Annotated in this window: 23 protein-coding genes; 15 read left to right on the forward strand and 8 right to left on the reverse strand. The window is 64.2% G+C overall.

Features of this window, described 5'->3' with window-relative positions; genetic code table 11:
• Positions 1-136: 136 nt before the first annotated feature.
• From rpsA to N7607_RS21415, 9 genes are all read left to right on the forward strand, one after another.
• Complete coding sequence (gene rpsA, locus N7607_RS21375; RefSeq protein WP_137971638.1) at positions 137-1,816, forward strand: 30S ribosomal protein S1; 1,680 nt, start codon at positions 137-139, stop codon at positions 1,814-1,816.
• Between the two features lie 158 nt (positions 1,817-1,974).
• Complete coding sequence (ihfB, locus tag N7607_RS21380) at positions 1,975-2,259, forward strand: integration host factor subunit beta (RefSeq protein WP_137971639.1); 285 nt, start codon at positions 1,975-1,977, stop codon at positions 2,257-2,259.
• A 33-nt stretch (positions 2,260-2,292) separates the two neighbouring features.
• Positions 2,293-2,538, forward strand: coding sequence for a lipopolysaccharide assembly protein LapA domain-containing protein (locus N7607_RS21385; protein ID WP_279868119.1), 246 nt, complete (start codon positions 2,293-2,295; stop codon positions 2,536-2,538).
• A gap of 85 nt (positions 2,539-2,623) precedes the next feature.
• Positions 2,624-3,589, forward strand: coding sequence for an NAD-dependent epimerase/dehydratase family protein (locus tag N7607_RS21390; protein ID WP_279868117.1), 966 nt, complete (start codon positions 2,624-2,626; stop codon positions 3,587-3,589).
• Positions 3,583-4,593, forward strand: a complete 1,011-nt coding sequence (locus N7607_RS21395; RefSeq protein ID WP_279868114.1) for a glycosyltransferase family 4 protein — start codon at positions 3,583-3,585, stop codon at positions 4,591-4,593. The genes N7607_RS21390 and N7607_RS21395 overlap by 7 nt, the downstream gene beginning before the upstream one ends.
• A 26-nt stretch (positions 4,594-4,619) precedes the next feature.
• Positions 4,620-6,614, forward strand: a complete 1,995-nt coding sequence (locus tag N7607_RS21400; protein ID WP_279868112.1) for a nucleoside-diphosphate sugar epimerase/dehydratase — start codon at positions 4,620-4,622, stop codon at positions 6,612-6,614.
• An 89-nt stretch (positions 6,615-6,703) separates the two neighbouring features.
• Positions 6,704-7,021 (forward strand): helix-hairpin-helix domain-containing protein, encoded by a 318-nt coding sequence (locus N7607_RS21405; protein ID WP_279868110.1) that lies wholly within the window; start codon positions 6,704-6,706, stop codon positions 7,019-7,021.
• Positions 7,022-7,119: 98 nt separating this feature from the next.
• On the forward strand, positions 7,120-8,010 hold the full coding sequence (locus N7607_RS21410; RefSeq protein ID WP_279868108.1) for an NAD(P)-dependent oxidoreductase: 891 nt from the start codon (positions 7,120-7,122) through the stop codon (positions 8,008-8,010).
• Positions 8,007-8,783, forward strand: coding sequence for a TIM barrel protein (locus N7607_RS21415; RefSeq protein ID WP_279868107.1), 777 nt, complete (start codon positions 8,007-8,009; stop codon positions 8,781-8,783). The genes N7607_RS21410 and N7607_RS21415 overlap by 4 nt, the downstream gene beginning before the upstream one ends.
• A gap of 16 nt (positions 8,784-8,799) precedes the next feature.
• Here the strand turns inward: N7607_RS21415 and N7607_RS21420 are convergent, their stop codons facing one another.
• The gene (locus tag N7607_RS21420; protein ID WP_279868106.1) at positions 8,800-10,980 is read right to left on the reverse strand and encodes a hypothetical protein; all 2,181 of its coding nucleotides are present in this window, start codon (positions 10,978-10,980) and stop codon (positions 8,800-8,802) included.
• A gap of 258 nt (positions 10,981-11,238) precedes the next feature.
• Here N7607_RS21420 and N7607_RS21425 point away from each other — a divergent pair, with 258 nt between their 5' ends.
• From N7607_RS21425 to N7607_RS21445, 5 genes are all read left to right on the forward strand, one after another.
• Entirely contained in the window at positions 11,239-11,607 is a 369-nt protein-coding gene (locus N7607_RS21425; protein WP_279868105.1) for a DUF3302 domain-containing protein, read from the forward strand.
• Positions 11,608-11,610: 3 nt separating this feature from the next.
• Positions 11,611-12,570 (forward strand): HlyD family secretion protein, encoded by a 960-nt coding sequence (locus tag N7607_RS21430; RefSeq protein ID WP_279868104.1) that lies wholly within the window; start codon positions 11,611-11,613, stop codon positions 12,568-12,570.
• Positions 12,571-12,678: 108 nt separating this feature from the next.
• Complete coding sequence (locus tag N7607_RS21435; protein ID WP_279868103.1) at positions 12,679-13,839, forward strand: MFS transporter; 1,161 nt, start codon at positions 12,679-12,681, stop codon at positions 13,837-13,839.
• A gap of 97 nt (positions 13,840-13,936) precedes the next feature.
• Entirely contained in the window at positions 13,937-14,365 is a 429-nt protein-coding gene (locus N7607_RS21440) for a hypothetical protein (RefSeq protein WP_279868102.1), read from the forward strand.
• Between the two features lie 11 nt (positions 14,366-14,376).
• Complete coding sequence (locus tag N7607_RS21445; protein WP_279868100.1) at positions 14,377-14,709, forward strand: YnfA family protein; 333 nt, start codon at positions 14,377-14,379, stop codon at positions 14,707-14,709.
• 15 nt (positions 14,710-14,724) lie between these two features.
• Here the strand turns inward: N7607_RS21445 and N7607_RS21450 are convergent, their stop codons facing one another.
• From N7607_RS21450 to mnmC, 6 genes are all read right to left on the reverse strand, one after another.
• The gene (locus tag N7607_RS21450; protein ID WP_192397445.1) at positions 14,725-14,955 is read right to left on the reverse strand and encodes a YheU family protein; all 231 of its coding nucleotides are present in this window, start codon (positions 14,953-14,955) and stop codon (positions 14,725-14,727) included.
• 62 nt (positions 14,956-15,017) lie between these two features.
• Complete coding sequence (locus tag N7607_RS21455; protein WP_279868098.1) at positions 15,018-17,768, reverse strand: hybrid sensor histidine kinase/response regulator; 2,751 nt, start codon at positions 17,766-17,768, stop codon at positions 15,018-15,020.
• A 102-nt stretch (positions 17,769-17,870) separates the two neighbouring features.
• On the reverse strand, positions 17,871-19,067 hold the full coding sequence (locus N7607_RS21460) for an osmoprotectant NAGGN system M42 family peptidase (RefSeq protein WP_279868096.1): 1,197 nt from the start codon (positions 19,065-19,067) through the stop codon (positions 17,871-17,873).
• 13 nt (positions 19,068-19,080) lie between these two features.
• Positions 19,081-20,817 carry an N-acetylglutaminylglutamine synthetase gene (gene ngg / locus N7607_RS21465; protein WP_279868094.1) on the reverse strand — a complete coding sequence of 579 codons (1,737 nt, stop codon included), beginning with the start codon at positions 20,815-20,817 and terminating at the stop codon, positions 19,081-19,083.
• Positions 20,818-20,837: 20 nt separating this feature from the next.
• Positions 20,838-22,607, reverse strand: coding sequence for an N-acetylglutaminylglutamine amidotransferase (locus tag N7607_RS21470; RefSeq protein WP_279868092.1), 1,770 nt, complete (start codon positions 22,605-22,607; stop codon positions 20,838-20,840).
• A gap of 129 nt (positions 22,608-22,736) precedes the next feature.
• Positions 22,737-24,680, reverse strand: coding sequence for a bifunctional tRNA (5-methylaminomethyl-2-thiouridine)(34)-methyltransferase MnmD/FAD-dependent 5-carboxymethylaminomethyl-2-thiouridine(34) oxidoreductase MnmC (gene mnmC / locus N7607_RS21475; RefSeq protein WP_279868090.1), 1,944 nt, complete (start codon positions 24,678-24,680; stop codon positions 22,737-22,739).
• 95 nt (positions 24,681-24,775) lie between these two features.
• Between mnmC and pap the strand changes: the two genes are divergently transcribed.
• Positions 24,776-26,263 (forward strand): polyphosphate:AMP phosphotransferase, encoded by a 1,488-nt coding sequence (gene pap, locus N7607_RS21480; protein ID WP_279868089.1) that lies wholly within the window; start codon positions 24,776-24,778, stop codon positions 26,261-26,263.
• On the opposite strand, the gene N7607_RS21485 is transcribed toward pap, so the two are convergent.
• Complete coding sequence (locus N7607_RS21485; protein ID WP_279868088.1) at positions 26,264-26,473, reverse strand: DUF6316 family protein; 210 nt, start codon at positions 26,471-26,473, stop codon at positions 26,264-26,266. It lies immediately after the preceding gene.
• Positions 26,474-26,520 lie beyond the last annotated feature (47 nt).

Consider the following 26,520-nt stretch of genomic DNA (forward strand, 5'->3'; position numbering starts at 1 on the left):
GTCTTAAGTCGAAAGGCTCGCAAGGAGGCATGCGGGAGACCAGTCATAGTCCCGCAGGCCTCTTTTTACATAACGAACCCACATTGTCTGGAGTGTGGTTTGGGCGAATCCCCGCCCTTGATCAACAGGAATCAACATGAGCGAAAGCTTTGCAGAACTTTTTGAAGAAAGCCTGAAATCCCTCGACATGCAGCCGGGTGCCATCATCACCGGCATCGTGGTCGACATCGACGGTGACTGGGTCACCGTGCATGCCGGCCTGAAGTCCGAGGGCGTCATCCCGCTCGACCAGTTCTTCAACGAACAAGGCGAGCTGACCATCAAGGTCGGTGACGAAGTCCACGTTGCGCTGGACGCTGTGGAAGACGGCTTCGGTGAAACCAAGCTGTCCCGCGAGAAAGCCAAGCGCGCCGAGTCCTGGCTGGTTCTGGAAGCCGCTTTCAATGCTGAGGAAGTAGTCAAGGGCGTTATCAACGGCAAGGTCAAAGGCGGCTTCACCGTTGACGTCAACGGCATCCGCGCGTTCCTGCCGGGCTCCCTGGTCGATGTTCGTCCGGTGCGTGATACCACTCACCTGGAAGGCAAAGAGCTGGAGTTCAAGGTCATCAAGCTGGACCAGAAGCGCAACAACGTTGTCGTTTCCCGTCGCAGCGTGCTGGAAGCCGAGAACAGCGCCGAGCGCGAAGCTCTGCTGGAATCCCTGCAGGAAGGCCAGCAGGTCAAAGGTATCGTCAAGAACCTCACCGACTACGGTGCGTTCGTTGACCTGGGCGGCGTAGATGGTCTGCTGCACATCACCGACATGGCTTGGAAGCGCATCAAGCACCCGTCCGAGATCGTCAACGTTGGCGACGAGATCGACGTCAAGGTCCTGAAGTACGATCGCGAGCGCAACCGCGTCTCCCTGGGTCTGAAGCAGCTGGGCGAAGATCCATGGGTTGCCATCAAAGCGCGCTACCCGGAAGGTACCCGTGTTACCGCCAAAGTCACCAACCTGACCGACTACGGCTGCTTCGCCGAGCTGGAAGAGGGCGTGGAAGGCCTGGTACACGTATCCGAGATGGATTGGACCAACAAGAACATCCACCCGTCCAAGGTCGTTCAGGTCGGCGACGAAGTGGAAGTTCAGGTTCTCGACATCGACGAAGAGCGTCGTCGTATCTCCCTGGGCATCAAGCAGTGCAAGTCGAACCCGTGGGAAGACTTCTCTGGCCAGTTCAACAAGGGCGACAAGATCTCCGGCACCATCAAGTCGATCACCGATTTCGGTATCTTCATTGGTCTGGACGGCGGCATCGACGGTCTGGTTCACCTGTCCGACATCTCCTGGAATGAAGTGGGCGAAGAAGCCGTACGTCGTTTCAAGAAGGGCGACGAGCTGGAAACCGTCATCCTCTCCGTTGATCCGGAGCGCGAGCGCATCTCCCTGGGCATCAAGCAGCTGGAAGACGATCCGTTCTCCAACTACGCCTCCCTGAACGAGAAAGGCACCATCGTGCGCGGTACCGTCAAGGAAGTGGACGCCAAAGGCGCTGTAATCAGCCTGGGCGGCGATATCGAAGGCATCCTGAAAGCCTCCGAAATCAGCCGTGATCGTGTTGAAGACGCCCGTAACGTGCTGAAAGAAGGCGACGAAGTCGAAGCCAAGATCATCAGCATCGACCGCAAGTCCCGCGTGATCAGCCTGTCCGTCAAGTCCAAAGACGTCGAAGACGAAAAGGACGCGATGAAAGAGCTGCGCACCAAGCAGGAAAGCGAAAGCACTGGTCCGACCACCATCGGTGATCTGATCCGCGCTCAGATGAACCAGAACTAAGTTCCGGTGCTTCTGGAAAAAGGGCGACTTCGGTCGCCCTTTTTCATTTCCTGAGGGCTGGTATTTTCCCCCTTGACATTCGGGCTACCCAAACATCGACAGGCGTGCTAAAAACACCCTACTAGATGATCTAGCCGCTTGAAAAAGAAGGGAAAACCATGACCAAGTCGGAGTTGATCGAGCGCATAGTCACCCACCAGGGGCTGCTGTCCTCCAAGGATGTGGAGCTGGCGATCAAGACCATGCTGGAGCAGATGTCCCAGGCTCTGGCGACCGGCGATCGCATCGAGATCCGCGGCTTCGGCAGCTTTTCCCTGCACTACCGCGCACCTCGCGTGGGGCGTAATCCCAAGACCGGCGAGTCCGTACGCCTAGACGGCAAGTTCGTGCCGCACTTCAAGCCCGGCAAGGAATTGCGTGACCGTGTCAATGAGGATGAATGAGCTGAGCTGGTCACGGCTCGCAAGGAGCTGAATATGCTTGGCAGTATTAAGCGTTTGATTTTGCTGGGAACGCTTTTGCTGGTTGGAGTAGCGATCCTGCTGCTCATGCTGCAAAATCCGCAGCGTTCTGAGTTCCACATTCTATTCTGGGTTACTCCGGAGCTACCCTTTTCTGTTTTCCTGATTCTGGCTTTTGTGTTCGGCGCCGTCGGCTCGCTTTTGTTGAGCCTTTTGGCGGCGAGACGCAGTGCTATCCGAACGAAGCCGAAGGCTGGTTGAGTTTTTTTATGAGTTGTTGCGTCCTCGGGCTCCTTCCAAATGAATGGCACACGCTTATCCAAGTCGTCTCGTTAGAGTCTGAACAATGATGCGGGTGCTGGTGACGGGCGCCTCAGGTTTTGTTGGGGGGGCGCTGGTTCGCCGTCTTATCACTGAGCCGGAGATCCAGGCGGTTGCAGGCGTGCGCGAGCCAACTCGTGCGCCGGGTGATATGGCATGCGATTTCCTGGAGTTGGGTAATCTGGAAGATTGTCGGCTCGAGGCTCAGCAGCTACAGGGCGTGCAGGTTGTCGTGCATACCGCGGCCCGTGTCCATGTGATGCGCGAGCGCTCTGCTGATCCACTGGCGGAGTTTCAGCGGGTCAATGTCGACGGCACCCTTTCTCTCGCCAGGGCTGCTGCAGCGGCTGGCGTTCGGCGATTCCTATTTGTCAGTTCCATCAAGGTCAATGGAGAGTCGACACCGGCTAACTCGCCGTTCCGAGCGGATGACTTGCCCGCGCCTATGGATTCCTATGGAATCTCCAAGCTCGAGGCTGAGCAGGGACTGTTCCAGATCGCGCGCGAATCTGGAATGGAGGTGGTAATAATTCGCCCCCCCTTGGTTTACGGGCCAGGTGTACGCGCCAACTTTCTCAGCATGATGCGCTGGCTGCATCGAGGTATTCCGCTGCCGCTCGGTGGAATCGATAACCGTCGGAGTCTGGTGGCTCTGGATAATCTCGTCGATCTGCTGGTGCGCTGCCTCGCACATCCGGCCGCCGTCAATCAGGTGTTCCTCGTCAGTGATGGCGAAGATCTCTCCACTAGCGAGCTGTTGCGTCGTCTTGGTCTCGCCCTCAAGCAATCGGCCCGCCTTTGGAGTTGGGCGACTCCCATGTTGCATACGCTGTTGCGGATAACGGGGCGCGATGCGTTGATACAGCGGCTGTATGGTTCCCTGCAGGTGGATATCGACAAGACGCGAACGCTATTGGATTGGGCTCCGCCGATTAGCTCTGATGAAGCTTTGCGCCTGACCGCGGAGAGCTTTCGGAGGAATGCATGCTGATCTTGGCCCTGCTTCTGTCTGCGGTGTTGCTGCTTTCCTGGGGGTTGACTGGGGGGCTGCGGCGGTATGCGCTGCAGCGCAACGTCCTGGACATGCCCAATCAGCGCAGCTCTCATAGCGTGCCCACCCCACGGGGCGGGGGCATGGCCATAGTGATGAGCTTTTTACTGGCCTTGCTAGTCGCGTTGGCGCTTGGGTGGCTCGCCTTAGGGCCAGCTATGGCGCTGTTGGGGGCTGGATCCCTGGTGGCTGTAATTGGTTTTCTCGACGATCACGGCCATGTGCCGGCTCGCTGGCGCCTGTTTGTCCATTTTACGGCCGCTATCTGGGGGCTTTGTTGGCTTGGCGGTATGCCCCCTATGAAGCTCGGCGACACAAATATCGAGCTGGGCTGGTTGGGTGGCATCTTCGGGGCAGTGTATTTGGTCTGGCTGCTCAACCTGTATAACTTCATGGATGGTATCGACGGCATTGCAGGTGTCGAGGCAGTGACATGCTGCCTGTCTGTGGTATTGATCTGCATCCTGCTGGGCAATTGGCAGGCGGCGCTGCTGCCCGCTGCGTTAGGACTGGCTGCGATGGGGTTCCTCATATGGAATTTCCCGCCGGCGAGAATCTTCATGGGGGACGCCGGCAGCGGCTTTCTTGGTCTGATACTGGGGCTGATCTCGCTGTACATGACTTGGCTCGAGCCCCAGTTGTTTCTGGTGTGGCTGATTCTGCTTGGCGTCTTTCTGGTTGATGCCAGCATCACCCTGCTACGCCGGTTTGTCCGAGGAGAGAAGGTTTATCAGGCGCACCGCAGTCATGCCTATCAACATGCCTCTCGCCAATATGGGAAGCATCTGCCTGTTACCCTGGCGGTGGTTGCTATTAATTTATGCTGGCTTACACCTCTGGCTGTCTGGGTGGCTTTGGATGGGAATGCCTGGTTGGCGTTGCCGCTAGCCTATGTACCGTTGGTCTGCTTGGCTCTTAGGTATCGTGCTGGTCTTGCAGAGTAGTCTGAATCGATAGGGGCATGGAGCCTATGAATGTGCGTCTCTGGCTAGTGAGCTGGCCGCGCCGCTATAAGCGTTTACTGCAGCTTAGCGCCGACGTCCTGATCTGCTGGGTGGCCCTGTGGTTGGCCTTCTGGGTACGCCTGGGATCCGACAAACTGATCAACCCCTTGGGTGAGCACCTATGGCTATTCGCGGCGGCTCCGCTTATTGCCATACCTATCTATATTCGTTCTGGAATGTACCGGGCGGTACTGCGTTATCTGGGCAATGATGCGCTGGTGACCATCTTCAAGGCGGTGACCGTCTCGGCGTTGTTGCTCGCGCTCGTGGTTTATTGGCACAAGGCTGCACCCGCCGTTGTTCCGCGCTCTCTGGTCTTCAATTACTGGTGGCTGAGCCTAGTCATGGCAGGTGGCTTGCGACTGCTGATGCGTCAGTATTTCATGGGGGACTGGTTCAACGTCCGTGCGGCCATGAGTTTTTCGAGCAAGGATGATGCCCTGCCTCGGGTCGCTATCTATGGTGCAGGTACTGCTGGCAATCAGTTGGTGGCGGCCCTGCGCATGGGGCGCTCGATGCGGCCAGTGGCCTTCATCGACGACGATGACAGTATCGCTACGCGTGTGATCGCAGGGCTGAAGGTCTATAAGCCCAAGCATATTGCCCAATTGATCAACGAGACTGGTGCACAGGAGATTCTCTTGGCGATTCCGTCTACCAGTCGGGCTCGGCGCAAGGAAATTCTGCAGCATCTCGAGGCTTTCCCTCTGCACATTCGTTCTGTGCCAGCCATCGTGGACTTAGCCAGTGGGCGGGTGCGAGTCGACGATATCCAGGAGGTCGATATTGCCGACCTACTTGGTCGTGATGCGGTTCCTCCCCAGGTCGAATTATTTGAGCGTTGCATTCGCGACAAGGTCGTCATGGTCACTGGCGCGGGTGGTTCGATCGGATCGGAGCTATGCCGTCAACTGATTGGCAGTCAGCCTCGTACGTTGGTGCTGTTTGAGCATGCCGAGTTCAATCTCTACAGCATCCACAGCGAACTGGAAGCGGCCATTCGGCGAGAATCACTACCCATCCGCCTGGTACCGATACTCGGTTCTGTGCGCTCGCAGGACTATCTACTGGAGGTGATGCGCGCTTGGGGGGTCCACACCCTGTATCACGCTGCGGCCTACAAGCATGTGCCCATGGTCGAGCACAACATTGCCGAAGGTGTTCGCAACAATGTGTTTGGTACTTTGAGTGCCGCGCAGGCGGCGCTTAAAGCTGGTGTTGAGAATTTCGTGTTGATTTCCACCGATAAGGCTGTCAGGCCTACCAATATCATGGGCAGCACCAAGCGTTTGGCGGAATTGGTGCTGCAGGCACTGAGCCTGGAGTCCGCTCCCGTACTGTTCGATGATTCGGGGACAGTGCATCAGGTCAACAAGACGCACTTCACCATGGTTCGCTTCGGTAATGTGCTGGGTTCTTCTGGCTCCGTCATTCCACTGTTCCGCGAGCAGATCAAGCGCGGCGGGCCGGTTACGGTGACCCATCCCTCCATCACCCGTTACTTCATGACCATCTCCGAGGCGGCTCAGCTCGTGATCCAGGCTGGCGCCATGGGGCAGGGTGGAGATGTCTTCGTGTTGGATATGGGACCACCCGTGAAGATTCTGGAGCTGGCGGAGAAGATGATTCATCTCTCCGGTCTCAGTATCCGTTCGGAACGCAATCCTCAGGGTGATATCGATATCGAGTTCACCGGTTTGCGGCCCGGTGAGAAGCTTTACGAGGAACTGCTGATTGGCGACAACGTCAGCCCTACCTGTCATCCGATGATTATGAGAGCGAGCGAGGAGCATTTGTCCTGGGAGACAATGAAAGGGGTTCTCGACGAAATGCGGACTGTTCTGGCAAAGGACGATTACGACAGGGTCCGGCAACTGTTGCGCGAAACTGTGAGTGGATATGCGCCGGAAGGAGAAATAGTCGACTGGATGCATGTGCAGCACCGCACAGAACCCAGGTAGTGGCTGTTTGACAGCTTTCTGGCGAGGGCTAGCCTCTTCGAGACGTGATCAGGAGTTCACGTTCCCCTCAAATGAAATGGAGCTTCGCCATGTACAAGAAATCGCTCGCCGTTCTGTTGTTCTCTTGCTTTGCATCGCTGTCTGTCAATGCAGCGACCACCGAGTCCGCCAAGGCCGTTGACCCTGTAGAGCAGGTCCAGCACGTTGAAGGCCAGATCAATCTCAATACTGCCGATGCCGCAACCCTCGAGGCAGGGCTAGTGGGGATTGGCTCGACCAAGGCACAGGCCATAGTCGATCACCGCAATAGCAATGGTCCTTTCGCTTCGGTCGATGAGCTATTGGAGGTTAAGGGGATTGGTCCGGCGACGCTGGAAAAGAACCGCGACAGGATCAGCGTCAACTAAACGCCTGATGTCCTGAGAAAGCCGGTCCATGACCGGCTTTTTTGCTTTCTGTGGGGCGGAGATACAATGCCTTATCACAATCCATCAGGGAGTTAGCCGTGCCTTCAATGCAACCTTCGCTCGCATTCGCCGGTATCGGCCTGATGGGGCTTCCGATGGCACGGCGCTTACTTTCGGCAGGCTATTCCTTGAGTGTCTGGAATCGCTCGGCGGAGAAATGTGCTGCCTTGGCAGAGGAGGGCGCGATGATTGTGCCTTCTGCCGGCCAGCTATGTGAGCAGGCGGATGTTGTGATGCTCTGCCTGGCCGATACGGCGGCCGTGCAACAGGTGGTCTTCGGGCCGACAGGAATAGCAGAGCGGGCGCGGCCCGGCCAGTTGCTGGTCGATTTCTCCAGCCTGGAGCCTACGGCCACTCGTGAGATGGCAGAGGAGCTGCAGGCTCGCACCGGCATGCGATGGGTAGATGCGCCGGTATCCGGCGGAACGCCTGGCGCCGAGGCCGGTACGCTGGCAATCATGGCCGGTGGGAGTCTTGATGACATAGAACGAGTTCGCCCGATCCTGGCGCACCTCGGTCAGCGCCTTACGCGCATGGGGCCTGTTGGTGCCGGCCAGGTCACCAAGGTCTGCAATCAGATGCTGGTCGCCTGCAACGCTCTGGTAATTGCCGAGGTGGTAGCTCTGGCGGAGCGTTCGGGGGTCGATGCCGCCTTGCTCGCACAGGCTTTGGCCGGCGGATTTGCCGACTCCAGACCGCTGCAGATACTGGCTCCGCAGATGGCCGAGAATCGCTTCGAGCCCGCCAAATGGCATGTTAGGACTCTTCTGAAGGACCTGGACACGGCGGTCAAGCTGGCCCGTGAAAAAGAGGGATCAATCCCCATGAGTGGTCTGGCGGCCCAGTTAATGCGCCTGCACGGCAACCAAGGCAATCTCGAGCAGGACCCTTCGACATTGATCCAAATGCTGCGTGGGGAACTCCCATGAAAGTAAGCGCCAATCTATCTCTTTTATTCGACGAGCTGCCAATGCAGCAGCGTCCTCAGGCGGCTGCTGCGGCTGGCTTCGATGGAGTGGAGATCCAATTCCCCTACGAGGTACCTGCGCTGATATTGCGGGAGGAGCTGAAGCGATGTGCAATGCCGCTGGTGCTTTTCAATCTGCCAGCGGGCGATCTGATGTCCGGTGGCCCCGGGTTAGCCGCAGTACCTCATCGCCAAAGCCAATTCGATGCGGCTCTGGAGGAGGCACTGAGGTATGCGGCAATAGCCCGCCCGCTTTGCATCAATGTATTACCTGGGCGGCTCGCCGAGGGTGTGGCCCAAGAGGAGGCGATGTCCACTCTGGAGGCCAATCTGCGCAAGACCGCCGAGCAATTCCAGGCGTTGGGTGTTCGCGTGGTATGCGAGGCCATAAATCCGTTGGATATGCCCGGTTTCCTGATCAACACCGCAGAGCAACTGGAAGAGTTGCTGTGCCGGGTTGATCACCCCAACTGCCTGGCGCAACTTGACTTCTATCATATGGCCCGACAGGGACTGGATATCGCCGAATGCATTGTTCGTCTGAAGGACAGGTTAGGTCATGTGCAGTTCGCCGACTGCCCGGGGCGGGGAGCCCCGGGGGCGGGTGAGCTAACATTCGCCCCTTTGCTGGAGGCGCTGGAGGCTGCCGGGTACCGAGACTGGCTCGGCGCGGAATATCGCCCGGCTGGTGACACCTCGGCCAGCCTGGGGTGGCTGGCTGAATGGCGTCTCTGAAAGCCCCGCTAGAAACTCAGTCCTTGCCGCCATCATAGTCATTGAGCGAAATGACCCGGGTCTTGCCAACGCGGTGGCGGTAGATCTCGCGCAGGTACTTGATGGCCTTCTTCACGCTCTCGCGGGACAGGCGGATGTCGTTGATCGAGACGAACTTGTCCTGGTCGTGGATCAGCTCGCGGTACTTCTTCTCGTACATCGGTTTGATCGCGTACCAGTTGGTATCGAGGATCTTCGCCGGGTTTTCGTATTCGTTGAGCATGGCCTCGATGCGTGCCTCGTCGAAGTCCTCGGAGACGATGAAGTCGAGCATGGCGTTGTCCAGGCTCTCGTCGTAGCGGTACTGGTCGCGGGCGAAGCAGCGCTTGATGAAGGCGACGATCAGGGTCAGGAAGTCGTCCGACAGGCACGGGCTCTTGACGATCAGGGTGGTCAGCGACAGGTTGGCCGAGGCGCCGATCACCAAGGCGTAGCGCTTCAGGGTGGTGTTGGGGAACAGGCTGTTGAGGTGGGTCTTGAGCCGGTTCAGGTCCATGTAGGACAGCTTGTAGTCCTTCGGCAGGGAGACAATGGACACCACCGAGGAGCAGTTCTTGAAGAAGTGCAGGTCGCTCAGGGCACTGGCGTCGAAGTTGGACTTCTTGTACTGCTCCAGGGCCGCGCGGTAGCGCTTGGCCTCGATCGGCAGCAGGCTGATGCCCTCGATCGCCTGGGTCACCTTGTTGAAGTGCGGCAGGTCGATGGAGCGGAAGAACAGGTCGTCGATGTTGAGCTTGGGCTGCTCCTTCTCGAACACCTTGAACTTCTCGGTGGTGGTCGGCGGCGTCTGTTCGGCTACCACGGATTCCGCATAGGCCACGGCCACTGGGCCGGCCAGGCTCATGAACAGGTCGTTGGCGTCGAGGCGGATGGTCTCGCCGATGTCGATGCCAGCGCGGCGGAAGTAGTTCTGGTCGTAGTCGGTGGTCACCGCCTGGGCGGTAAGGATGTTGAAGATTTGCTGCGAGATGTACTGGTTGGCGTGGCGCTCCATGGCGTTCACGTCGATGTTCTGTACGTTGCCGCCGTCGCTCTCTTCGGCGTAGCGCATGATGTCGTTGGAGATCAGCATCATGGCGTTCCACGGGCGGATGCGGCGCATCACGCTCTCTTCGCCGGTTTCCTCGCTATCGAAGTTGTAGGAGAAGTCCCACTCCTCCGCGAGGTACTTGCACAGTAGGCGGCCGGCGTTGATGTGCAGTGCCTCGGACATCTCGATGCGCTGATCGGAAATGTTCGGCAGGATGCAGATGCCACTGGTGAAGATCGGCTCGAAGACGAAGGAGTGGCCGCGGTTGTCCTCGCTGCTGCTCTCCTGCTTGGTCTCGAAAGTCTTGCTCATGTAGGCGAACTGCTGGGCCAGGCCGAACTCCGAGGCCATGCCCGAGCCAGTGCCGCCGCCAGCGCTGAAGATGTAGAAATACAGGCGCGACTGGTTGGCCTTGATGCCGCAGGAGTCGATCAGGTAGCTGTGGATGAACTTCCAGTCGGCGTTGGAGAAGCGCTGGGTGTCCTTGTTGAGGATGATCTTGGCCAGGTACTGGCCGAGGATCGGCGCGTTACCGGCGCCACCAGCGTGAACCTCGGACAGGTCCATGATCTTCATCTTGCTGTAGTCGTCGAGGAAACCACTGGTCTCGGCCTTGCGCGAGAAGCGGATGCGCCCCTCGATGTCCTTGTCCAGGTCGCCCAGCATCACCAGTGGCTCGATCAGGAAAACCGGTTTGGCGGCGCGACTGCCGGACAGGCGCAGGTTGCTGCGCAGCCAGCCGGCCGGGCGCTGCTCGCCGCCGCTCTTTTCCTGGCTGCTGAATTCGTTGAGGTAGAAGCGCCGCGCGTTGTACACCAGCGAGGCCACGTCCAGGGCGATGTTGGAGCCACAGCGGCCGAGGCCGATCAGGCACACCGAGGGAAAATGCTGGGCGTGACGTGCGTCGAGGGCGTCCTCGCCGTGCAGTTTGGGGAAGACCCGTTCGCGCAGGCCATCGAGGTTTTCCAGAATGCGGTCGATGTCGCGTTCGGTGAAGTACATGTACTGCTCGCCGCCGACCTGCAGGGAGGTGGGGGCCGGTAGCGGGAGGGGCTCGATCTCGGTATGTGCAACGGTCCGGGGTTCGGAAACGGTGGAATCTGTGTCTTTGTCTTTAGTTGTTTTCATCGTCGACATTCCGGGCTGTTGGCGGCAGCTTTTCTTATTAATGGAACTGGAGCAGGGAAATGCTTAGTTACATGAGCTAGCACTATATACAGCGAACAGGCATTGTTCGAGGCGGGCAGAGGCTCTTTTTCACCGCTTCACGCCGCGTCTGCTCTGTGTTAGCGCGAACAACTGGCGAAACGCTATGATGCTCGCCGCTTGGCCGATTCTGGCTGGCCTTTCAACCGATCTGGTTGTTTCTGGGGAGGGGAGATCCACATGCTCGACTACTTTGCGCTTGGCCTGCTGGTGTTCGTGGGGCTGGTGCTGTTCTACGGCGTCATCGTGATTCACGACATTCCTTACGAGATCGCGGTGCACCGCAAGCATCCGCACCAGGATGCGATCCACGCCACCGGCTGGGTCAGCCTGTTTACCCTGCATGCCCTGTGGCCCTTCCTGTGGATCTGGGCCACCCTCTATCGCCCCGACCGCGGCTGGGGCTTCAGCGATGGCAAGTCCACCGAGAGCCATGTGGCAGGTCTGGAGCAACAGGTCGCCGAGCTGCGTGAGCGTCTGCAGGTACTGGAACAGCGCCACAGCGCAGGCGAGCCGCCGGTCGAGTCCGCGCCGGCAGAGGAGGTGTAAGCCATGGATCTTCTACTGATACTCACCTACACCGCCATCTGCGTCGCCGTCTTCAAGATCTTCCGCATCCCGCTGAACAAATGGTCGGTACCCACCGCCGCTCTGGGTGGTGTGGTGCTGATCGGCACGCTGATCTTCCTGATGAACTACAACCATCCGTACTCGGAAGTGAGCCGGATGTACTTCGTCTCCACCCCGGTGATACCGGTGGTCAGCGGCCGGGTGATCGAAGTGCCGGTGCAGGCCAACCAAGTGCTGAAGAAAGGTGACGTACTGTTCCGTCTGGATCCGATTCCGTTCGAGAACAAGCTGAAGTCGCTGAAGGCGCAGATGGTTTCGGCCAGGGCCGACAAGTTCCGCGCCAGCGAGCTGGTCAAGCGCAATGTCGGCAATCGCCGTGACCTGGATATCACCACCGCGCGGGTGGATGACCTGCAGGGGCAGATCAACATCGCCCAGTACGAGCTGGACAACACCGTCGTACGCGCACCGTCGAGCGGCTTCGTCACTCATGTCTCGCTGCGTCCCGGCATGTACGCGGCCAAGTTGCCTCTGCGACCTACGATGGTATTCGTGCCCGACGAGAGCCATTACTTCATCGCCTGGATGCGTCAGAACAGCCAGCTGCGCCTGACCGTGGGCGATGAGGCCGAAGTGGCCTTCGACGGGGTTCCCGGCAAGGTCTTCAGCGGCAAGGTCAAGACGGTGGTGGGGGTGATCGCCGAGGGGCAGGTGCAGCCTTCCGGTAATCTGGTTGGCTTCACGGGATCGCCGCCCCCAGGGCGAGTACCGGTGCGGATCGAGATCGACGACCCTGACTTCGAGCAGTACCGCGCCCTGGTTCCGGGCGGCGCCTATGGCCAGGCGGCGCTGTACAGCCAGCACTTCCACCACGTGGCGGTGATGCGCAAGATCCTGCTGCGCATGGCGGCGTGGATGAACTACATCTTCCCGTTCCACTGAGGCTGTCTGTATGGTCAGATTTCTTCCGAACTGACCTTGCCTGAGCCGTCCGCCGGGGAGTAGGGTTGCTGCCCCGGCCGGACCGGCCGCCATGCCGTTGGATGTACCGTGAAACCTGTATCCCGGGCTCTGCTGATGCTGGCGCTGGTGTTGGCGGCAATCAACCTGCGCCCCGGCATCACCTCCTTCGCCCCGCTGATCGAGCGCATCGCCGCCGAGCTGTCGCTGAGCCGCGGCCTGATCAGCCTGACCACCGCCTTGCCGGTCCTGTGCATGGGCCTGCTGGCGCCACTGGCGCCGCGCCTGGCCGTGCGCTTCGGCCTGGAACGCACCATCACCTGCTGCCTGGGGCTGATCATGCTGGCCCTGCTGCTGCGCATCGGCGGCCATGCCAGCGTGCTGCTGATCGGTAGCGCCGTGCTGCTCGGTGCCGGTATCGCAGTGGCCGGGCCGCTGCTGTCCGGCTTCATCAAGCGCCACTTTCGTGACCATGTCGGCCAGGTGGTTGGCTGGTATTCCTTCAGCATGGCCATCGGTGGCGCCGGCGGTGCGGTGCTCACCGTGCCGCTGACCCAGAGCCTGGGCGATGACTGGAGCCTGGGCCTGGCGGCCTGGTTCGTGCCGGCGCTGCTCGCTGGCCTGCTCTGGCTGCGCCTGCCCAACCGCACCGAGGAGGCGTTAGCCGGCGATGGTCAGGGCCTGCCGTGGCGCGAGCCGCGGGCCTGGCTGGTGACCGGCTTCTTCGCCATCCAGGCCGGCTTCTTCTACACCATGGCCACCTGGCTGGTGGCGCGCTACCACGAGGCGGGGCTGAGCCTGCTGTACAGCAACGGCCTGTTCAGCCTGTTCATGCTGGTTGGCCTGCCCAGTTCCTGGCTGATGCCCTGGCTGGCCCAGCGCTTCGATATCCGCCAGCCGCTGCTGGTGGCTTGCGGCCTGAGCCTGACCCTGTGCCTGACCATGATCACCTTCCAGCCGACCCAGCTGCCCGAGGTCTGGGCGGTGCTGATGGGCTTCGCCCTCAGCGGTTCCTTCGCCCTGTCGCTGGTGCTGCCGCTGTACGAGGTGCATACGCCGCTGGCGGTCAGTCGCTGGACCGCGATGATGCTCTGCGCCGGTTACTGCATGGCCTGCCTGGCGCCGATCCTGGCCGGCCTCGGTCGCGACCTGGCCGGCCACTACCAGGCGCCGTTCATGGTGCTGATCGGCCTGGGCGCGCTGATGACCGTCATCGCCTGGGCCCTGCGCACGCCGAAGCGCCCGGCCTAGGGCTGGCGCCACGGTTTTTCCGCAAGCGGCGCACTGGTTCCTTTGCAGGGCCGATGCCCTGTGTTAGAAGGCAGCCTGCACTTTCTGGAGTACCCGCGTGGAGTCCGAATCCATCGTCTATGGCTGCATCCGCGACTGGCCGTCCGGTGACCGCGAACAACGCCAGTTGCGCCGCGGCACCAACCGCCGGGTGCTGGAGCAGTTGCCCGACGGCGACGCCTGGCCGTTCCTCGGCCGCGAGATGTTCTCCTTCTGCGGCACCGAGGGCGAGGGCCTGTACCAGACCCAGGTGATCCATTTCGGCGCCAGCTACCAGGCCATCGAGTACGAGTGGGCGCTGTGGGTCAAGGAGTTCGAGGCGCTGCTCAAGCGCCTGTACTGGGCCAGCGCCGTGGTGCACCTGGAAACCGAACTGAACGGCCTGCACACCTTCCGCTGGGAGTCCGAAAGCGGCTTCCACAGCCCCCAGGAAGAAGACCTGCGCATGCGCTGCGTATGGGAGCGCGAGGGCAGCCTGCGCGGCTGACGGACAACGCCATGCTCAACTACGTCTGGTTCTTCCTCGCCGCGCTGTTCGAGATCGGCGGCTGCTACGCCTTCTGGATGTGGCTGCGCCTGGGCAAGAGCGCCTGGTGGATCGCCCCCGGCCTGCTCAGCCTGACCCTGTTCGCCGTGTTGCTGACCCGCGTCGAGGCGGCCTATGCCGGGCGCGCCTATGCGGCCTATGGCGGGGTCTACGTGGTGGCTTCGCTGCTCTGGCTGGGGGTGATCGAGCGCACCCGCCCGTTGGTCTCGGACTGGCTCGGCGCGGTGCTGTGCCTGGTCGGGGCGGGCATCATCCTGCTCGGCCCGCGCTTCACCAGTCACTAGCGGTCGCCCAGACCGCTAATCCTCCAGCCACTCCTTTGGCACTTCCTCGCGCAGCATCAGCTGGCACTGCTGGCTGTCCGGGTCGAAGGCGATCACCGCCTGGCCTTTTTCCAGTGCGCGCCGGGCCCGCTCGACGCGGGTGTCCAGCGGTGTCTCGTCGCCGTTATCGGTGCCCTCGCGGGTGACGAAGTCTTCCAGCAGGCGGGTCAGGGTCTCTGCTTCGAGCATCTGGTGGGGAATCAGCATGGCGGCTCCTGGGGCCAGTTTCTGCGCCGGCCCGTCAACAGGCGCCACGGCGGGCCGCCATGCTAATCGGTCGCGCGCGCCTGGGCGAGCAGATAGCGGTCGAGCAGGGCGTATAGCTGCTGGCAGTCCAGCGGCTTGCCGAGGAACTCGTTCATGCCGGCGGCCATCCCGCGGTCGCGGTGCTCGTCGAGGATGTGTGCGGTGAGGGCGACTATCGGCACGGCCGACAGGTGCCGGCTGGCCTCCAGGCGGCGGATCTGCCGGGTGGCCTCGAAGCCGTCCAGCTCGGGCATCTCGCAGTCCATCAGGATCAGCTGAATGGCGTTCGGATCGCGGCGGTATTCGTCCACCGCGCTCTGCCCGTCGGCGACCATGCGCACCGAGTAGCCGCGCTTGCGCAGGAAGCCCTGCACCACCATCTGGTTCACCCGGTTGTCCTCGGCCACCAGGATGCACGGCGTGTTGCCGCTGCGCTGGTCCAGTGCGGGCAGCTGCGTGGGGGATTCCTGGCGGCGCTCGCTGTACAGCTCCAGCAGGGTGTCGCGCAGGCCGGTGACCGACAGCGGCAGGGCCAGGTGCAGCAGGCGCAGGCCCTGGCTTTCCGGCAACTGCTGGTGCTGCTCCGGCGGGCTCAGCAGCAGCACGCGCTGGCCCTGTTCCAGGTGCGGGCGCAGGCTGTCCAGCCAGTGCCCGCTGCTGCCCGGCCAGGGCGACATCAGGACCAGCAGCGGCGGGGTGGCGAAGTCTTCCAGGTAGTCCTGCAGGCGCTCCGGGTCCTGGCAGCGCTGGGTGCGCATGCCCCAGCGGCCAAGCAGGTGGCCCAGGCAGTCGAGACCCTGGCCGTCCAGCGAGCAGAGCAGGGCGACGCGGTTCTCCAGCAGGGTGGCCAGGTCGTCCTCGCCGGCGGCGGCGCGCAGGGGAATGTCGAAGGCGAAGCGCGAGCCCTGGCCCGGCGTGCTCTGCACCTCGATGCGGCCGCCCATCATCTCCACCAGCTCCTTGCTGATGGCCAGGCCCAGGCCGCTGCCGCCGTAGCGGCGGGTGGTGCTGGAGTCGCCCTGGGCGAATGACTTGAACAGCTGGGTGAGGGAGTCGTCGTGGATGCCGATGCCGCTGTCGCTGACGGCGAACACCAGGTGCTGCTGGCCCTGGCTGTCGCTGCGCCGGCTTAAGGTCAGCGCCACGTTGCCTTCCTGGGTGAACTTCAGCGCGTTGCCCAGCAGGTTCATCAGCACCTGCTTGAGACGGGTCGGGTCGCCCTGCACCCGGCGCGGCACGCCGCCTTCCAGGCTGACGTAGAGGCGCAGGCGTTTCTCCAGGGCCTGGGCGGTGAACAGCGCCAGGGTTTCGGAGACCATCTGCTCAAGGTCGAACTCGATCTCTTCCAGGCTCAGCTTGCCGGACTCGATGCGCGCGTAGTCGAGGATGTCGTTGATCACCGCCATCAGCGAGCTGCCGGAGCTGCTGATGGTGTCCACGTAGAAGCGCTGGTTGCGCTCCAGCGGCGTCTCGCGCAGCAGCTGCAGCATGCCCAGCACGCCGTTGAGCGGGGTGCGGATCTCGTGGCTCATCTTGGCCAGGAAGCGGCCCTTGGCCTGGTTCTCGTACTCGGCCTGCTCGGCGGCCTGGCGTGAGCGGAAGCCTTCCTCCTTGAGCAGGTTGATGCGGTCGGCCAGGCCGATGGACAGGCTGAGCAGCTCGATGGTCACGCCCATCTTCACCACCGCCGAGCCGTAGATGCCGAAGATCTCCAGGCCCAGCGAGCCGCTGGTGACCAGCATGAAGGCCACCAGCAGCACGCTCCAGGCCAGCACGTAGTAGGAGCCGTGGCGCACGCCGCGGCGCCAGGCGTAGATACCGGTGAGCAGCAGGATCAGCGACACCCCGAGTACGGCGACGCTGGCCAGGATGTTCCAAGCGGCCAGGCCGATCAGTGGCACCGACAGCAGGCAGCCGACGATGCCCAGCATCAGCAGGCGCAGGCCCTGGTCCAGGCGCGGGAAGTGCTGCGGGATGTGCAGGAAGTAGCGGCTGAACTGGGCGGCGCTGAGGCAGTGCAGATACATCAGCACGTAGATGCTCACCGACTGCAGGCCCACGCTGTTGGGCAGCAGCTTGAACAGCATGCCGTCGAAGCAGGCGGCGAACAGGCCGACGTTGACGTTGTACACCAGGTACCAGAAGTAGGCCCGCTCGCGCAGCGAGATGAACAGGAACAGGTTGTAGATGAACATGGCGAACAGCACGCCGTAGAAGGCGCCGTTGATGCCCATCAGGTTTTCCTGGACCGCCGCGCTGGCGCCGTAGGTGCTGAAGAACAGCGGCACGAAGATGGTGCTGGTGCTCTCCACCCGCACCAGCAGGGTGTTGCTGCCGTGGGGCAGGCTCATGGGGAACCAGAAATGGCGCACCTGCACCGGGCGTTGGGCGAAGGCGAAGCTGTCGCCGCTGTGCTGGCGCTGCAGGCGGCCGTCGCTGTCCTGCAGGTAGACGTCGATGCGGTCGAGCAGCGCGTAGTTGACTTCCAGATAGCCATTCAGCGGTTGCGGACGGCCGTTGACCAGGCGCACCTTGAACCACCATGCCGAGGCATTCTTGCCCAGGTTGGCGTGGTCGCCGTTAACCCGTTCGAAGGCATTGTCTGGCAGGCGTTGCACGGCTTCGGCATCCAGCTTGCCGTCGCGGTCCTGGTAGTAACCCATGTAGGGCGCCAGCGACAGACGCAGTTCGTCGCGGTCCAGGGGGGCCGGGGAGAGTGCCCACAGCGGCCCGCTCAGGCAGAGCAACAGCACAGCCAGACACACGCGAGGCATCCGCAACCTCATGCTTCTTATGGGTGATTGCCAGCACTTTGCCTAGTTGCCGCCCAGGCTTCAAGAGAGCATTGCAGAGCCTGTGCGGCCCTGCGCTGAAGCTTAGTCGGAAGACTCGCCGCGCGCTCCGAGCACGCTTTCGACGGTGGGCACCTGGGTGTCGCTGGCCATCTGCGCGTCGTGCTCGATCTGGTGGCTGAAGCGTTCCAGCGAGTGCTCGCGGGCCGGCTGGGCGTCGCTGGCGAACACCGGCGGGCTGAGCAGGTAGGCGCCGATCAGGCGGGTGAGGGCGGCCAGGCTGTCGATATGGGTGCGCTCGTAGCCGTGGGTGGCGTCGCAGCCGAAGGCCAGCAGGGCGACGCGGATATCGTGGCCGGCGGTCACGGCCGACTGGGCGTCGCTGTGGTAATAGCGGAACAGGTCGCGGCGCACCGGGATCTCGCCCTCGGCGGCCAGGCGCAGCAGGTGGCGCGACAGGTGATAGTCGTAGGGACCGCCGGAGTCCTGCAGCGCCACGCTCACCGCATGTTCGCTGGACTGCTGGCCGGGCGCGACCGGCGCGATGTCGATGCCGACGAACTCGCTGACGTCCCAGGGCAGGGCGGCGGCGGCGCCGGAGCCGACCTCCTCGGTGATGGTGAACAGCGGGTGGCAGTCGATCTGCGGTTCCAGGCCGCTCTCGGTCACCGCCTTGAGCGCCGCCAGCAGTGCCGCCACGCCGGCCTTGTCGTCCAGGTGGCGGGCGCTGATATGGCCGCTCTCGGTGAACTCGGGCAACGGGTCGAAGGCCACGAAGTCGCCCACCGACACACCCAGCGCCTCGCACTCGGCGCGGCTGGCGCAGGGGGCGTCGAGACGCAGCTCGATGTGATCCCAGCTCACCGGCAGGCTGTCGACCTGGGTGTTGAAGGCGTGCCCGGAGGCCATCAGCGGCAGCACGCTGCCGCGCAGCACGCCGTTGTCGGTGAACAGGCTGACCCGGCTGCCCTCGGCGAAGCGGCTGGACCAGCAGCCCACCGGCGCCAGGGCCGGGCGGCCGCTGTCCTTGATCTCGCGGACGATGGCGCCGATGGTGTCCAGATGCGCGGACACCGCCCGGTCCGGGCTGGACTGGCGGCCCTTGAGCGTGGCGCGGATGGTGCCACGGCGGGTCAGTTCGAAGGGAATGCCGAGCTCTTCCAGGCGCTCGGCGACATAGCGCACCGCGGTGTCGGTGAAGCCGGTGGGGCTGGGGATGGCCAGCAGCTCCAGCAGCACCTGGCGCAGATACGCCAGGTCGGGTTCGGGCAGGCGATGCATAGGGCCTCCTCTGTCACGGATGCTGGCGGCTGAGCGGGAACAGCAGATCGATGAAGCGCTCGGCCGTCGGTTGCGGCTGGTGGTTGGCCAGGCCGACCCGCTCGTTGGCCTCGATCACCACGTAGTCCTCGCTCTCGGCGGATTCCACCAGCAGGTCCAGGCCCACCACCGGAATCTCCAGGGCGTGCGCCGCCTGCTCGGCGGCCTTGCGCAGGGTCGGATGCAGGCGCTCGGTCACGTCCTCGAGGATGCCGCCGGTGTGCAGGTTGGCGGTCTTGCGCACGGCCAGGCGGGTGCCGGCGGGTAGCACGCTGGAGTAGTCGTAGCCGGCGTCGTGCAGGGTGCGCTGGGTCTCGGCGTCCAGCGGGATGCGGCTCTCGCCGCCGGTGGCGGCCTGGCGCCGGCGACTCTGCGCCTCGATCAGCGCGCCGATGCTGTGCACGCCATCGCCGATCACCTCGGCCGGGTGGCGGATGGCCGCGGCCACCACCTGGTAGCCGATCACCACGATGCGCAGGTCCTGGCCGCGGTGGTAGCTCTCCAGCAGCACGCGCTGGTCGAAGCGCCGGGCGCGCTCGATGGCTTCCTGCACCGCGTCTGCGGTGCGCAGGTCGACGGCCACGCCCTGGCCCTGTTCGCCGTCCACCGGCTTGACCACGATGCTGCCGTGCTCGGCGAGAAAGGCGGCGTTGTCCTCGGCGCTGCCGGCCAGGCGCTGGGCCGGCTGGCGCAGGCCGGCGCGGTCCAGGGCGCGGTGTGTCAGGCGTTTGTCCTGGCACAGGGTCATGCTCACCGCGCTGGTCAGATCGGACAGCGACTCGCGGCAGCGAATCCGCCGGCCGCCCTGGGCGAGGGTGAACAGGCCGCCTTCGGCGTCGTCCACGCGCACCTCGATGCCGCGGCGGCGCGCCTCGTCGACGATGATCCGCGCATAGGGATTGAGCTCCGCCTCCGGGCCCGGCCCGAGGAACAGGGCCTGATTGATGCCGTTGCGCCGTTTCACCGCGAAGGTCGGCAGCTCGCGGAAGCCGAGTTTGGCGTACAGGCTCTTGGCGCTGTCGTTGTCGTGCAGTACCGACAGGTCCAGGTAGTTGAGGCCACGGCCCATGAAATGCTCGACCAGGTGCCGCACCAGCGCCTCGCCAACCCCGGGGCGCTGGCAGCTCGGCGCCACGGCCAGGCACCACAGGCTGCTGCCGCCCTCGGGATCGTTGAAGGCCTCGCGGTGGTTGAGCCCCATCACGGCGCCGACCACCCGACCGTCCGCCTCGTCTTCGGCCAGCCAGTAGTCGGGGCCACCGGCCTCGCGCGGGGTCAGCTGCTCGGTGTCGATCGGCAGCATGCCGCGCTGCAGGTAGAGGCCGTTGATGCCCTCCCAGTCCTGCTCGCCCTGCACCCGGCGGATGCGGAAGCCGCGGAAGCTGGCGCGCGCCGGGCGGTAGTCGGTGAACCACAGGCGCAGGGTGTCGGAGGGATCGAGGAACAGCTGCTGCGGCGCCTGGGCCAGCACCTGGTGCGGCGCGGCCACGTACAGGGCGATGTCACGCTCGCCCGGGCGCTCTTCCTGCAGCGCATTGGCCAGGGCCTCGGCGTCCGGGTAGGTGTGGCCCAGCAGCAGGCGGCCCCAGCCGCAGCGCACGCTCTGCGGCTCCGGCTGCTCGATGCCGTCCTTGGCCAGGTGCGCCTGCAGGCGCTGGTAGGACGGCGGCTGGCCGCGCTGCAGGCGTTGGTTGTAGGCGGATGCACGCATGATGAAGCTCCTTGTGTCGTTCACAGGCCCTGTTCACTGAGCCACAGATTGAGTGCGGCCAGCTGCCAGAGCTTGGAGCCGCCTAAGGGGGTGAGTTGGCCATCCGGCTCGCTGAGCAGGCGATCGAGCACGGCGGGCTGGAACAGGCCACGGTCCTGGCTGGGGTCGAGCAACAGCTCCTGCACCCAGTCCAGGGTGGCGCCTTGCAGGTGCTTGAGGCCGGGCACTGGGAAGTAGCCCTTGGGCCGGTCGATGACCGCATGCGGGATGACCTTGCGCCCGGCTTCCTTGAGCACGTACTTGCCGCCATCCGGCAGCTTGAAGCGCGCCGGGATGCGTGCGGACAGCTCCACCAGGCGGTAGTCGAGGAACGGCGTACGGGCCTCCAGGCCCCAGGCCATGGTCATGTTGTCCACCCGTTTCACCGGGTCGTCGACCAGCATCACCGTGCCGTCCAGGCGCAGGGCCTTGTCCACCGCCGCGTCGGCGCCGGGCATGGCGAAGTGTTCGCGCAGGAACTCGCCGGCCCAGTCCGGGCCATGCCAGCGTGGGCGCAGGGTGGCCAGGGTCTCTTCCCGCGAGCGGTCGAAGAAGGCGGCACGGTAGGCGGCCTGCGGGTCCGCGGCGCCATCCACCTGCGGGTACCAGTGGTAGCCGGCGAGCAGCTCGTCGGCGCCCTGGCCGCACTGCACCACGGTGCAGTGCTTGGCCACCTCGCGACCGAGCAGGTAGAAGGCGATGCAGTCGTGGCTGACCATCGGCTCGCTCATGGCGCGGAAGGCGTCCGGCAGCTCGGCGAGGATTTCCGCCTCGGCGATGCGCAGCTGCTGGTGGCGGGTGCCGTAGTGGCGGGCGATCAGGTCCGAGTAGAAGAACTCGTCGCCGCGCTCGCCGCCGGCATCCTCGAAGCCGATGGAGAAGGTTGCCAGGTTGGCCACGCCGGCCTCGTGTAGCAGGCCGACCAGCAGGCTGGAGTCGAGTCCGCCGGAGAGCAGCACGCCGACATCCAGTGCCGCGCGCTGGCGCACCTGCACGGCCTGGCGCAGGCCTTCGAGCACCCGTTCGCTCCAGTCCTCCAGCTGCAGGCCGGTCTCGTCGGCACGCGGGCCGAAGTCCAGCTGCCACCAGCGCCGCTCGACACGCCGGCCGTCGCGCTCAATGCGCAGCCAGGTGGCCGGTGGCAGCTTCTTCACCCCGGCCAGCAGGGTGCGCGGCGCCGGCACCACGGCGTGGAAGTTGAGGTAATGGTCGAGCGCGACCGGGTCCAGCGCCGAGTCGATGTCGCGGCCCTGCAGCAGGGCCGGCAGGGTGGAGGCGAAGCGCAGGCGAGTGCCGTCGTCGCTGAGGTACAGCGGCTTGACGCCGAGGCGGTCGCGGGCGAGGAACAGGCGCTCCGTGTCGCGCTCCCAGATGGCGAAGGCGAACATGCCATTGAGTTTCGGCAGCACCTCTTCACCCCAGGCGTGGTAGCCCTTGAGCAGCACCTCGGTGTCGCCGTCGGAGTGGAACTGGTAGCCCAGGGCGCGCAGCTCGTCGCGCAGTTCCGGGTAGTTGTAGATGGCGCCGTTGAACACCATGGCCAGGCCGAACTGCTGGTCGACCATCGGCTGGCCGGAGGCCGGTGCCAGGTCCATGACCTTCAGGCGGCGGTGGCCGAGGCCCAGTGAACCGCTGCTATGGAAGCCGCAGGCATCGGGGCCCCGCGGGGCCAGGTGGTGGGTGATTCGGGCGAGGGCGGCCAGATCGGCCGGTTGGTGATCGAAACGTAATTCTCCAGCTATTCCGCACATGGTTCCTTACCGGTTTTGCCGTTGGGGATGGCCCCGCCAAGGCAGGAGCACAGATTCCGACAGGCGTATTCCCGGAAAGGTCTAGTCCATTTGGTTATATGGACGGCGATGCCATCACGCCCAGCCGGCCTAGCCGCGGATCAGCCGGCGCAGCATGAAGCGGTTGGGGTGGCAGGCCTCGGCGACCGCACGCGGCAGGGGCAGCGGCTCGTCGCCGAGCCAGGCGGCCAGCAGTTCGCCGCACAGCGGCGCGCTGATCAGCCCGCGCGAGCCGTGGCCACTGTTGACGTACAGGTCGTTCAGCCAGGGGCAGGGTGTATCCGGCACCTGGCGCGCATCCTTGCCGAGCACCGCGTAGGCCTCGGCGAAGGCGGTCGGATCGGCCAAGGGGCCGACTATCGGCAGGTAGTCCGGGCTGGTGCAGCGGAATGCGGCGCGGCCTTGCAGCTGTGCCGGGGCGAGGGCATCGGCGCCCAGGCGAGCCGCCAGGTCGGTGGAGATTTCCCGCAGCAGATCGAGATTGCCGGCATGCTCGGCGGCGGTCGGCGCCAGGTCCTCGGCATGGAAGTCGAAGCTGGCGCCGAGGGTGTGTTCGCCGGCGCGCGGCGGCGCCACGTAGCCCTCGGCGCACAGCACGCAGCCCAGTGCGGCGCTGGCCGCGGTCTGCGGCAGGCGGCTGATCTGCCCGCGGATGCGCTTGAGCGGCAACTCGGCGAAGCGCTGCACCTCGGCGGCGCCGGCCAGCACCGCCACCGGCGCCTCGGCCAGCAGGCGTTCGCCGTTCCAGGCCTGCCAGTTGCCGTCGACGCGGCGCAGGTCGAGGGCTTCGCTATGCGGCAGCAGGCGGATGCTCGGATGGTCGGCCAGCAACCGGCACAGGGCAGGCGGATGCACCCAGCCGGCTTCGGGGTAGAACAGGCCACCGGCCGGCAGCGCGACCCCGGCGATGGTCTCGGCCTGCTGGCGATCCAGGCTCTGCAGCAGGTCGCTGGGGAAGGCCTCGGCCAGTTTGGCCTGGCGCTCGGCCTCCTTGGCGTCGAAGGCCAGCTGCAGCACGCCGCAGGCCGCCCAGTCGCCCGGCTGCAGGCGCTGCAGCAGGCGCCGGGTGTGGCCGAAGCCGGCCAGCACCAGCTGCGACAGCGCGGTGCCATGGGCGGAGAGCTTGAGGTAAAGCACGCCCTGGGGGTTGCCCGAGGCCTCGCGGGCCAGCGCATCGTGGCGTTCCAGCAGGGTCACCTGCCAGCCGCGGCTGGCCAGGCTGGCGGCCGTGGCGCAACCGGCCAGGCCGGCGCCGATCACCAGGGCCTGGCGCTTCTTCTGCTGGGCAGGGCGGGCATACCAGGGCTTTTCCGCTGGCGCCGGGGCGCCCTCGAAACGACCAAGCAGGATTTCCCATTTCTTGCCGTAGCCCGGCGCGCGGCGCATGACGAAGCCGGCCTCGATCAGCGCGCGACGCACGTAGCCGGTGCTGGTGAAGGTGGCCAGGCTGGCGCCAGGAGCGGACAGCCGCGCCAGCTGCTGGAACAGCGGCGGGGTCCACATCTCCGGATTCTTGGCCGGGGCGAAGCCGTCAAGGAACCACAGGTCGATGCGCGCATCCAGCTGCGGCAGCATCTGCAGCGCATCGCCGATCAGCAGGGTGAGGATCACCCGGCCGCCGCCCAGTACCAGGCGCTGGAACCCTGGGTGAATGGCGACATACTGTTCCAGCAGCGGCGCGGACCAGGGCGCCAGTTCCGGCCACAGGGCCAGGGCGCGTTGCAGGTCGGCGGCGGCCAGCGGGTACTTCTCGACGCTGACGAAGTGCAGCTGGGCATCGGCCGGCGCGCTGCGCTCGAACTGGCGCCAGGCGCAGAGGAAATTGGTGCCGGTGCCGAAGCCGGTCTCGCCGATCACCAGGCGTCCGTCGGCGGGCAGGGCGGCGCAGCGGGCCGCCAGGTCGGTGCCTTCGATGAACACGTGGTGGGTCTCGCCGAGCCCGTCCTGGCTGGCGAAGTAGATGTCGCCGAACTGGCGCGAGCGGGGCTGGCCCTGGTCGTCCCAATCGAGCTGGGCGTGGTGAAAATCGGTCATGCGCGCACTCGGATGCAAGGTGGCGCATTGTAACGGCATGCCCAGGGGCACTGGGAATCCGCTAGGCTGAGCGAATTATTGGCAGGGAGATGGATATGTTCGAGTCCGCCGAATTGGGACATGCAATCGACGAAGAGACCTTCGACAAGGAGGTGCCGGCGCTGCGCGAGGCGCTGCTGGAGGCGCAGTTCGAGCTGAAGCAGCAGGGGCGCTTCCCGGTGATCATCCTGATCAACGGCATCGAGGGCGCCGGCAAGGGCGAGACGGTCAAGCTGCTCAACGAGTGGATGGACCCGCGGCTGATCCAGGTCAGCACCTTCGACGTGCAGACCGACGAGGAGCTGGCGCGGCCGCCGGCCTGGCGCTTCTGGCGTCAGCTGCCGCCCAAGGGGCGGATCGGCATCTTCTTCGGCAACTGGTACAGCCAGATGCTGCAGGGCAGGGTCCACGGCCACTTCAAGGATGCGGTGCTGGACCAGGCCATCGACAGCGCCCTGGCCCTGGAGCAGATGCTCTGCAACGAGGGCGCGCTGATCTTCAAGTTCTGGTTCCACCTGTCCAAGAAGCGCATGAAGACGCGCCTCAAGGAATTGCAGGACGATCCGCAGCGCGCCTGGCGCATCAGCCCTTTGGACTGGCAGCAATCGAAGACCTACGACAAGTTCGTGCACCACGGCGAACGGGTATTGCGCCGCAGCAGCCGCGACTTCGCGCCCTGGTACGTGGTGGAGGGCAGCGACGAGTGCTATCGCAGCCTGACGGTGGGGCGCATCCTGCTCGACGGCCTGCAGGCCGCCCTGCGCCACACCGGCCCGCGCACCGCGCAGCCGCATGTGGCGCCCATGGTCGCCAGCCTGGACAACCGCGGTCTGCTGGACTGCCTGGACCTGTCGCAGAGCCTGGAGAAGGACGAGTACAAGGACATGCTCGCCGTCGAGCAGGCGCGCCTGGCCATGCTGATGCGCGACAAGCGCATGCGCCGGCATGCCCTGGTGGCGGTGTTCGAGGGCAACGACGCGGCCGGCAAGGGCGGCGCCATCCGCCGCGTGGCGGCGGCGCTGGACCCGCGCCAGTACCGCATCGTGCCGATCGCCGCGCCGACCGAGGAGGAGCGCGCCCAGCCCTATCTGTGGCGTTTCTGGCGGCACATTCCGGCGCGCGGCAAGTTCACCGTGTTCGATCGCTCCTGGTACGGCCGGGTGCTGGTGGAGCGGGTGGAGGGTTTCTGCGAGCCGTCCGACTGGCTGCGTGCCTACGGCGAGATCAACGACTTCGAGGAGCAGCTGAGCAATGCCGGCGTGGTGCTGGTGAAGTTCTGGCTGGCCATCGACCAGGACGAGCAGTTCAAGCGTTTCCAGGAGCGCGAGGAGATCGCCTTCAAGCGCTTCAAGATCACCGAGGAGGACTGGCGCAACCGCGACAAGTGGGGCGAGTACCGCGATGCGGTGGGCGACATGGTCGACCGCACCAGCACCTCGATCGCGCCCTGGACGCTGGTGGAGGCCAATGACAAGCGCTTCGCCCGGGTGAAAGTGCTGCGCACGATCAACGAGGCCCTGGAACGGGCCTTCGCCGGAGACTGACTAGAACGCGCGGCTCTCGATGATGTCGGCGGCCTGGCGCATGCGGCGGATATAGAAGGCGATTTCCCGCTCGGCATCGACGCGCGTGAAGTACGGGCCTTCGAGGGTACCCTCGCGGGTGGAGAAGAAGTACTGACCGTTGACCGCGCTGACCCTCTCGCTCCGGTAATGGGTGCCGGGAGTGGGGTCGATATGGCGTTGACCGAACATGGCGAAGCCTCCTGCAGCAGCGTGCACTGTTGTGAGTGTAGTGGCTG

Source organism: Pseudomonas sp. GD04019 (genome assembly GCF_029837695.1).
In the GTDB taxonomy this organism is placed as follows: domain Bacteria; phylum Pseudomonadota; class Gammaproteobacteria; order Pseudomonadales; family Pseudomonadaceae; genus Aquipseudomonas.

Bases quoted from the DNA above. Each gene is read 5' to 3' on its own strand.
- N7607_RS21430 (WP_279868104.1), top strand. From the start codon at position 11,611: ATGGATCTTCTACTGATACTCACCTACACCGCCATCTGCGTCGCCGTC.
- N7607_RS21405 (WP_279868110.1), top strand. From the start codon at position 6,704: ATGTACAAGAAATCGCTCGCCGTTCTGTTGTTCTCTTGCTTTGCATCG.
- N7607_RS21425 (WP_279868105.1), top strand. From the start codon at position 11,239: ATGCTCGACTACTTTGCGCTTGGCCTGCTGGTGTTCGTGGGGCTGGTG.
- N7607_RS21445 (WP_279868100.1), top strand. From the start codon at position 14,377: ATGCTCAACTACGTCTGGTTCTTCCTCGCCGCGCTGTTCGAGATCGGC.
- N7607_RS21420 (WP_279868106.1), bottom strand. From the start codon at position 10,980: ATGAAAACAACTAAAGACAAAGACACAGATTCCACCGTTTCCGAACCC.
- pap (WP_279868089.1), top strand. From the start codon at position 24,776: ATGTTCGAGTCCGCCGAATTGGGACATGCAATCGACGAAGAGACCTTC.
- N7607_RS21455 (WP_279868098.1), bottom strand. From the start codon at position 17,768: ATGCCTCGCGTGTGTCTGGCTGTGCTGTTGCTCTGCCTGAGCGGGCCG.
- N7607_RS21385 (WP_279868119.1), top strand. From the start codon at position 2,293: ATGCTTGGCAGTATTAAGCGTTTGATTTTGCTGGGAACGCTTTTGCTG.
- N7607_RS21485 (WP_279868088.1), bottom strand. From the start codon at position 26,473: ATGTTCGGTCAACGCCATATCGACCCCACTCCCGGCACCCATTACCGG.
- ihfB (WP_137971639.1), top strand. From the start codon at position 1,975: ATGACCAAGTCGGAGTTGATCGAGCGCATAGTCACCCACCAGGGGCTG.
- N7607_RS21415 (WP_279868107.1), top strand. From the start codon at position 8,007: ATGAAAGTAAGCGCCAATCTATCTCTTTTATTCGACGAGCTGCCAATG.
- N7607_RS21395 (WP_279868114.1), top strand. From the start codon at position 3,583: ATGCTGATCTTGGCCCTGCTTCTGTCTGCGGTGTTGCTGCTTTCCTGG.
- N7607_RS21450 (WP_192397445.1), bottom strand. From the start codon at position 14,955: ATGCTGATTCCCCACCAGATGCTCGAAGCAGAGACCCTGACCCGCCTG.
- N7607_RS21470 (WP_279868092.1), bottom strand. From the start codon at position 22,607: ATGTGCGGAATAGCTGGAGAATTACGTTTCGATCACCAACCGGCCGAT.
- ngg (WP_279868094.1), bottom strand. From the start codon at position 20,817: ATGCGTGCATCCGCCTACAACCAACGCCTGCAGCGCGGCCAGCCGCCG.
- N7607_RS21460 (WP_279868096.1), bottom strand. From the start codon at position 19,067: ATGCATCGCCTGCCCGAACCCGACCTGGCGTATCTGCGCCAGGTGCTG.
- N7607_RS21400 (WP_279868112.1), top strand. From the start codon at position 4,620: ATGAATGTGCGTCTCTGGCTAGTGAGCTGGCCGCGCCGCTATAAGCGT.
- rpsA (WP_137971638.1), top strand. From the start codon at position 137: ATGAGCGAAAGCTTTGCAGAACTTTTTGAAGAAAGCCTGAAATCCCTC.
- N7607_RS21390 (WP_279868117.1), top strand. From the start codon at position 2,624: ATGATGCGGGTGCTGGTGACGGGCGCCTCAGGTTTTGTTGGGGGGGCG.
- mnmC (WP_279868090.1), bottom strand. From the start codon at position 24,680: ATGACCGATTTTCACCACGCCCAGCTCGATTGGGACGACCAGGGCCAG.